A 7,124-nucleotide genomic window follows, 5' to 3' on the forward strand; every position below is an offset into this window, starting at 1 on the left:
AGGCTGCCCAGCAGCGCACTTAAGATAAGCATCACCAGCACGCCGCCGAAGATTAGGCTGAGCCACTCGCGGCGGAGTACGAAGCTTAACCGGGTCATCCCAGCAATCTTAATTCAGGCATCGAGCCGAGTTCAAGAGAGCTAATTTTGAACGTCATTCTAAACACCCGAAACAGACCGGTTCGGTTGGACTCTTTCGACTTTAAAATTTCTTTATAAATCACGCGATGGCCCTTGATTTGAGAATAACATGTTTCTATAATCGGCCCGAACCGATGAGAGATGAACTCTCATCTATAAGAAAGGGTGCTTGTCCAGCAGCAGCCTAGGAAGAGGAGGTACCTATGCCAGGAATGAAGAAACGGGCCAAAAAGGCCACCAAGTCCAAACCGATGCGGAAGAGCAAAATGGCAAAAAAGAAGCCTGCCAAAAAGACCAAAAAGAAGTAGTCATTTAACGAGTTTACCTTCGGGCTAATACCCCGAAGGCTGGCTAAGGCTGCCAGGATTGCTGCTGGAATAAGCCGAGGCTGAAAGGCCTCGCAACACGGGAGAGCCCCCTCGAAAGAGGGGGCTCTTTCCTTTGATGGCGCTTGCTTGCGGGCGCGCGCGTTCAACATGATAGGGTTCGATCGCCGCGAAGTCTCGCGAACCTTATGTCCGAGCCGCTGAAAAATTTCGACGCGATAATCGTTGGCGCGCGCGTTGCCGGCAGCGCGGCCGCGATTCTGCTTGCACGCGACGGACGCCGCGTTCTGCTCGTCGATAAGGACGTCTTCCCGTCGGACCGGCTGTCCACGCACATCGTACTTGGCGGCGGAACAAGAGTGCTCGAGCGAATGGGCGTGCTCGAAATGCTCGAGCGCGCGGGCGGCGTCCGCTTCTCGAAGATGCGCTCGATCGGTCCGGACTTCGATTATAGCGGCGAACTCGCGCGTGAGGGCGCCGACGATCGCGGACTGTGTCTTGGGCGGGTCCTGATGGACGCCGCGATGATCGAGGCTGCGTGCAGTTTCGAAGGCGTCACGTTTCGAGAGCGCTTCCGGCTCGTCGATCTGCTCATCGAAGATGGCGGCGTGGTGGGAATTCGCGGCGAGGATGCGTCGGGCTTCCACGAGTATCGCGCGCCTCTGACAATCGGCGCCGACGGGATGCGCAGCTCGGTCGCGCAGATCGGGTCGGCGCGGATCGACGCGTTCAAGCGCGTCGACGTGCCATGCGCGCGCGCATACTACTACGCCTACTTCGAAGGCGTCCCGCGGAAAAGCCTCGGCGACGAAGTTGTGACGGAATTCGAATACGCACCGGGCGCAGGCAACCTGGTTTGTCGGTGCGAAAACGGACTCACCGTCGCAGCGACCGCGTTCGACGCGGCAGAGATGCAAACCTTTCGCACCGACCTCGCATCCAATCTGCGCCGCTACCTGAACCGCTCGTTCGCGGTTCGAAAAATGCTCGAAGGCGCGACGCTGGCCGGCAAGGTGTTTTCTTCGGGCCTGCTCAACAACACTTATCGCGATCCGGTCACCGACGGCGCGCTCCTGCTCGGCGATGCGGGGCTGCATGTCGATCCGCTGTTCGGCCAGGGGCATTCGATGGCGCTGATGAGCGCGGGGATCGTCGGCGAGCTCGCGCGTGAGTGGTTCTCGAGCGGCCGCGCCAATTCGATTCCAGTTGCGATGCTCGCAGATTTCACTACTCGTCGCGACGCGGAGCTGATGCCGTACTACAGGGCGAGTGTGCGCGCATCGCAGGAGCTCGGGCTTGACCAGGGCAGTCGCTTTGCACATCGCGCGGCGAGCCGCGAGCAATGGGCGGCGGACGAAATGACCAGATTCGCGCAGATGTTGACGCCGCGCGCCGCGTTTCCGTCGTTCAGATTCGCGCGCCTGATGGCGACCGCGTCGCGGGCCGCATAAATCGGCAGTCCGGTGGACGACCTCGAACTCGGCCGCATCCCCGCGCAACGCGAACTGCCCGAGCCGGTCAAGTTCGCGTGGCCGATCATGCTGCTGCCCGATCTCTTCGCGACGCCGCGGCATCTCGCGCTCGTGCTCGGTTACCTCGCGTCGATCGGATGGGAAGTATTCGTGCCTGATCTGCGCGCCGCATTCGGCAAAGGATCGACGGCGCCGCTCGAGAAGCTCCACTTCAACGATCTGGCCGCGCTGGCGGGCGAAGCGCTCGACGGGATCGGCCGCGATGCGGTCGTACTCGGTCACGGCGTCGGCGGATTGATCGCGCTCAAGCTGAGCGAGCATCGCCGCGTGAAGGCTTCGGTCGCGTACGCGCCGTTGGTGCCGGGCTTTCGCACGCCGCTGGCCGGCGGATTCGGAAATCGGCTCGTGATGATGCTGGGCCGCGCGATCAAGCCTCCGCGCGGCAGAGTACTGTTCGAGTTGATCGCCGACTCCGATCCGTTCACTCGCGCGGGGTTGATCAAAGCGATGGTGCCCGATTCGGGCGTGCTCGCAACCGACGTAATGACCGGCGCGATCGAGTTTGCGGCGGCGGACAAGGCCGCGCCGCGGTTCGTCGTTGCGGGCGATTCGGACATCTTCGCGCCGTTTGCGCAGACGACAAAGTTTGCGGAGTCGATCGGCGCGAAGCTGGCGACGATACGCGGACGCGGGCATTGGCTGATTGGCGGGCGGGCGCTCGAACGTGCGATCAATGAGACGCAGCGATTCCTGGTGCGCGCGCTCGGGCAGGATTTGCTGCTGCTCTATCCCGAGGAATGGAAAAACGATCCGGGCGAGTGAAAAGTAAGAATCGAAGGCAGGTGAAAACCGATGGCGAATGAAAACGGGCAGAAGAATTTAATCGTCGAGGAAGAAGCCGGGCTGATCACGCTCACGATGAACCGTCCGGAGAAGCGCAACGCGCTGTCGACTGCGATGATGACGGAACTGAACGACGCGCTCGTCGCTTTTGGAAAACGCGCGGACGCGCGTGCAGTGATAATCGCGGGCAACGGACCGGCATTCTCGGGTGGTCACGATCTCGGCGAGCTGAAGGGGCGCGACCTCGCATTCTATCGATACGAATTCGATCTGTGCGCGCAGTTGATGCTGACGATTCAGAGGATTCCGCAGCCGGTGATCGCGCGCGTGCATGCGATCGCGACCGCCGCCGGATGCCAGTTGGCGGCGACCTGCGACCTCGTCGTCGCGGGCGAGAGTGCGAGTTTCGCGACCCCAGGCGTGAGGATTGGACTGTTCTGCTCGACGCCGATGGTGGCGCTGACGCGCGCGGTCGGCCGAAAGCATGCGATGGAAATGCTGCTGACGGGACAGCCGGTCAAAGCGCGCACCGCATCCGAATGGGGACTCGTAAACAGAGTGGTGGCCGACGCGGAGCTAATCGCGGAGACGCGCAAGCTCGCGATGCAGATAGTCGAGGCCAGCCCGCTAATCATCGGAATCGGCAAGCGCGCGTTCTACGAGCAAATCGATCTGGATACGGGGAAAGCCTACGAGTACACGAAGGAAGTGATGAGCCAGAACGCGATGGCGAAGGACGCGCAGGAAGGAATCGGCGCATTTTTAGAAAAGCGCAAACCAGTCTGGTGCGGAAAGTGAAGGAGAGCTCAACTGAAAGTGAAACCCGCGGTGGGTTTCACGCTTCCTTCGGCAGGTGTGACCCCTGCACCCGGTGAAAAGTACAAATCGCAAAATGGTGAGGACGCCATTTCGCTCTCAGGTTCTTGGGAGAGCGCCGCGCCCATCCTCTCCACGCGATTGTTCCCCTTCCCGCTCGGGAGGGGTTAGGGGTTAGGTTCTTCGCTACACAGCGATGATCCGCTGGGCGCAATCTTACTAGCCCATAGTTACTTATCCCTTTAGGCGAAGCTTGAAACTGCTTGGATGTCCCGGATTGTGGCTCATGTACTCGACCGAACCGAGATAGCGAAATCCTGAGTTGCCATATTGCTTGGGCTCTTCTCTATAGAAAAGGAGCAGTTCCAAATCGCGGTTTTTGTGCTCGATGATCATCTGATCGCTCTTACCTGAAGTCTGTCCCTGCCAGTGAAGTGTGTCTCCAGATAGATAGTCGATGTACTTTGGTTGGTTGGGTGCTTTTTTGCGCGTGACGAAAAGCCACACGGAAGAATAATTCTTCGGTCTGAAGACGCCTGTAGTCAAGGTCGCGTCCGAGGTAGGGAAAATCTCTCTGAGCGATTTCCGGGAATATATTTCGCCAACTTTCAGTTTCGCTGATGCGAGCTTCGGATTCATCAACCCTCCCTTTGCGACGAATTATGTCTCTTCTTCGCCGTCCTCGATTCGGCGGTAGCATTCGCAGCAGATTACGCCTTCGCCGTTTCGAGTTTCCAGGTATGCATCGTCGAAAAGCAAGGCGACCGGCTCTTCGCATTCGTCGCAGCGTTTTGCTTCGGCCCATCCTGCGATGGTCCTGACGGCGTCGTCGATGCTTGTGATGACGTATCGAAGATCGTCGTGATCGTAGTTCGTCGCATCCACTTCGATGGTCAGTGAGCCGTGAGCGACACTCCCAGCGCCAGTACGATCCGGCGTTGTGCGTGTCGCGCGAAGTGCGAGTTCGATCGCTTGGGCCAGAGCCTCAAGCATTTGACCCGAACCTTCGATCCTGAATTTTCTTGGAGCGGTATCTGATGCACTCATCGGCTCTCTCCTCGGTTTAATTCGAGTCTTGAACCCTGGCCTGGGTGCGAGAAAATTGGAAGTGTGGAAGGAAGTAGAATCTCAGACATCTTGGAAAGCGGACCCTCACCCGCGCCGGAGGCGCGGCCTCTCCCTGATAGAGAGAGGCTTAGGAACGAATCCGGGATTCTTCGCGGAGCCTGTCCTGAGCGAGAGTCGAAGGGCTCTGAATGACACAAAGCGCTGGAATGAAGCTCGAGCGTCACATACCTCGGTTGATCCGTGGTTGGGGTGCGTCGGCTGGCGTCGAGAAAGATCCGGGGTCCCTCGGCGGAGCCTGCCCTGAGCGAAGTCGAACGGGCTCGGGATGACACAAAAAACCGCTCTGAATGACGCAAGGACGGAATGACACAGGAAAGGGACCTCAGAGGAAAATGGCGTCCTTGCCATTTTGCGATTAGTACTTTTAACCGGGTGCAGGGGTCACCCCTGCCGAAGGAAGTGTGAAACCCATCGCGGGTTTCACTTTCAATCAAGTTCCTCATTCTTAGCTCTTATCCGATCCCCGTATTGATCGGGTGCTCGACTCTTGTTAGGGTCGGTTATGGCGCATCTGATTAAACGGACTGCGTGTAAGAACTGACGGCTGGATTGGGCCCGCGGAAAACCCGCGGGCTCTTTTTTTATTCGAGGAGGTATTTTTATGGCGCATCAGGAGCTCCGCGAAGCACTTACCTTCGATGACGTTCTCTTGTTGCCTCAATCTTCCGACTTGTTGCCATCCAATTGCGACGTTTCTACTGCGCTGACGCCGAAGATCCGCCTGCGCATTCCACTTGTGTCGAGTCCGATGGATACCGTCACCGAATCGCGCACGGCGATTGCGATCGCGCAGATGGGCGGCTTTGGTTTTATCCATCGTAATCTTTCGATCGAAGAGCAGGCGGCCGAGGTCGAGACCGTCAAGAAATATGAAACCGGGATGATCGTCGATCCGATCACCGTCAGCCCCGAGCAGAAAATTGGCGAGGCAGTCGCGGTGATGGAACGTTTCCGGATTTCCGGATTGCCGGTTGTTTCCGACGGACGACTGGTGGGGATTCTTACTAATCGCGATCTGCGCTTCGAGCGGCGGCTGGACAAGCAGGTGCGCGACGTGATGACGAGCAAGTTGATCACGGCGCGTCCGGGGATCGATCTCGAGCATGCGAAGGAGCTCCTGCAAGCGCATCGGATAGAGAAGCTGCCGCTGGTGGACGATCAGAATCGGCTGCGAGGGTTGATCACAGTCAAGGATATGGACAAGGCGATTCGGCATCCGCATGCGAGCAAGGATCAACTCGGACGGCTGCGGGTTGGCGCTGCCGTGGGCGTCGGTCCGGAGCGCGAGGCTCGGGTGGCGGCGCTGCGGCGTGCGGGCGTTGACGTGATCTGTATCGACACCGCGCATGGGCATACGCGGAACGTGATCGACGCGATCAAAGCGACCAAGAGCGAGTGGCCGGGCGTCGAGGTCGTGGCGGGGAACGTCGCGACCAGCGAAGGAGCCAAGGCGCTGTGCGATGCGGGCGCCGATGCGCTACGGGTCGGGATGGGGCCGGGGTCGATTTGCACGACACGCGTGATATCGGGAGTCGGCGTGCCGCAGATCACGGCAATTATGGACACGATCGCGATTGCCGAGCCGCGCAATATCCCGGTGATCGCGGACGGCGGAATCCGGTTTTCGGGCGATATCACCAAAGCGATTGCGGCCGGCGCGAACAGCGTGATGATTGGATCGCTATTCGCGGGATCAGAGGAAAGTCCGGGCGAGACGATTCTCTACCAGGGGCGCACCTACAAACTGTATCGCGGGATGGGGTCGCTCGGCGCGATGAACGAGCGCACCGGCGATCGCTACAGGCAGCTCAGTGTGACCGACGGCAAGCATGTGCCGGAGGGAATCGAGGGGCGCGTACCGCATCGCGGATCGCTCGCGTCGAATATCGAGCAGCTGGTCGGCGGGTTGCAGTCGGGAATGGGATATCTGGGCGCGGCGAACCTGGTCGAGCTGCGCAAGCGGGCGAAGTTCGTCAAGGTGAGCGATGCGGGCATGCGCGAGAGTCATGTGCATGACGTGTTCATCACGAAGGAAGCGCCGAATTACAGACAGTGAGATGCGGGGCTGCGCGCCCCGCGCCCGCGGTTGGGGGTGACCCCTGCACCCAGTACTAATCGCAAAATGGCGAGGACGCCCTTTTGCTCTCAGGTTCTTTTCCGGTGCGATTCAACAATCCCGGCCCTTCTCTACCTCTCCCAAGTAAGCTGCTGGCGACTTCGTCGCCGGCAGCGGGAAAGATCTCTCAACTAGTTCTAACAGGGACGAAGTCCCGCATCTTTATTTTCTTAATACTGGGTGCAGGGGTCACCCCTGCCGAAGGAAGTGTGAAACCCATCGCGGGTTTCACTACAATTAGTTCCTCTAAGTTCCTGCGCGGGCGGGGCGGGCACATGGCTGA

6 protein-coding genes are annotated in these 7,124 nt (G+C 59.4%); 4 read left to right on the forward strand and 2 right to left on the reverse strand.

Annotation, left to right across the window (positions count from 1 at the left end; all coding sequences use genetic code 11):
• Positions 1-654: 654 nt before the first annotated feature.
• Genes VIW95_RS09635 through VIW95_RS09645 form a run of 3 tightly spaced genes read left to right on the forward strand, consistent with a single transcriptional unit; the run spans position 655 to position 3,579 of the window.
• The gene (locus tag VIW95_RS09635; protein WP_331585836.1) at positions 655-1,917 is read left to right on the forward strand and encodes an NAD(P)/FAD-dependent oxidoreductase; all 1,263 of its coding nucleotides are present in this window, start codon (positions 655-657) and stop codon (positions 1,915-1,917) included.
• 12 nt (positions 1,918-1,929) lie between these two features.
• Positions 1,930-2,760 (forward strand): alpha/beta hydrolase, encoded by an 831-nt coding sequence (locus VIW95_RS09640; protein ID WP_331585838.1) that lies wholly within the window; start codon positions 1,930-1,932, stop codon positions 2,758-2,760.
• 30 nt (positions 2,761-2,790) lie between these two features.
• Positions 2,791-3,579 carry an enoyl-CoA hydratase gene (locus VIW95_RS09645; protein WP_331585840.1) on the forward strand — a complete coding sequence of 263 codons (789 nt, stop codon included), beginning with the start codon at positions 2,791-2,793 and terminating at the stop codon, positions 3,577-3,579.
• A 252-nt stretch (positions 3,580-3,831) separates the two neighbouring features.
• On the opposite strand, the gene VIW95_RS09650 is transcribed toward VIW95_RS09645, so the two are convergent.
• Together VIW95_RS09650 and VIW95_RS09655 are read right to left on the reverse strand one after the other, a co-directional pair.
• Positions 3,832-4,236, reverse strand: a complete 405-nt coding sequence (locus VIW95_RS09650) for a DUF3427 domain-containing protein (protein ID WP_331585842.1) — start codon at positions 4,234-4,236, stop codon at positions 3,832-3,834.
• Positions 4,237-4,257: 21 nt separating this feature from the next.
• Positions 4,258-4,590, reverse strand: a complete 333-nt coding sequence (locus VIW95_RS09655; RefSeq protein ID WP_331585844.1) for a hypothetical protein — start codon at positions 4,588-4,590, stop codon at positions 4,258-4,260.
• 736 nt (positions 4,591-5,326) lie between these two features.
• Here VIW95_RS09655 and guaB point away from each other — a divergent pair.
• Positions 5,327-6,781: an IMP dehydrogenase gene (gene guaB / locus VIW95_RS09660; RefSeq protein WP_331585846.1), complete on the forward strand. Its 1,455-nt coding sequence runs from the start codon at positions 5,327-5,329 to the stop codon at positions 6,779-6,781.
• Positions 6,782-7,124: the final 343 nt, after the last annotated feature.

It is taken from the genome of Binatus sp. (SeqCode) (genome assembly GCF_036522015.1).
Taxonomy (GTDB): domain Bacteria; phylum Desulfobacterota; class Binatia; order Binatales; family Binataceae; genus Binatus.

Coding starts and splice junctions, on each gene's coding strand:
- VIW95_RS09635 (WP_331585836.1), top strand. CDS start 655: ATGTCCGAGCCGCTGAAAAATTTCGACGCGATAATCGTTGGCGCGCGC.
- VIW95_RS09645 (WP_331585840.1), top strand. CDS start 2,791: ATGGCGAATGAAAACGGGCAGAAGAATTTAATCGTCGAGGAAGAAGCC.
- VIW95_RS09650 (WP_331585842.1), bottom strand. CDS start 4,236: ATGAATCCGAAGCTCGCATCAGCGAAACTGAAAGTTGGCGAAATATAT.
- VIW95_RS09655 (WP_331585844.1), bottom strand. CDS start 4,590: ATGCTTGAGGCTCTGGCCCAAGCGATCGAACTCGCACTTCGCGCGACA.
- guaB (WP_331585846.1), top strand. CDS start 5,327: ATGGCGCATCAGGAGCTCCGCGAAGCACTTACCTTCGATGACGTTCTC.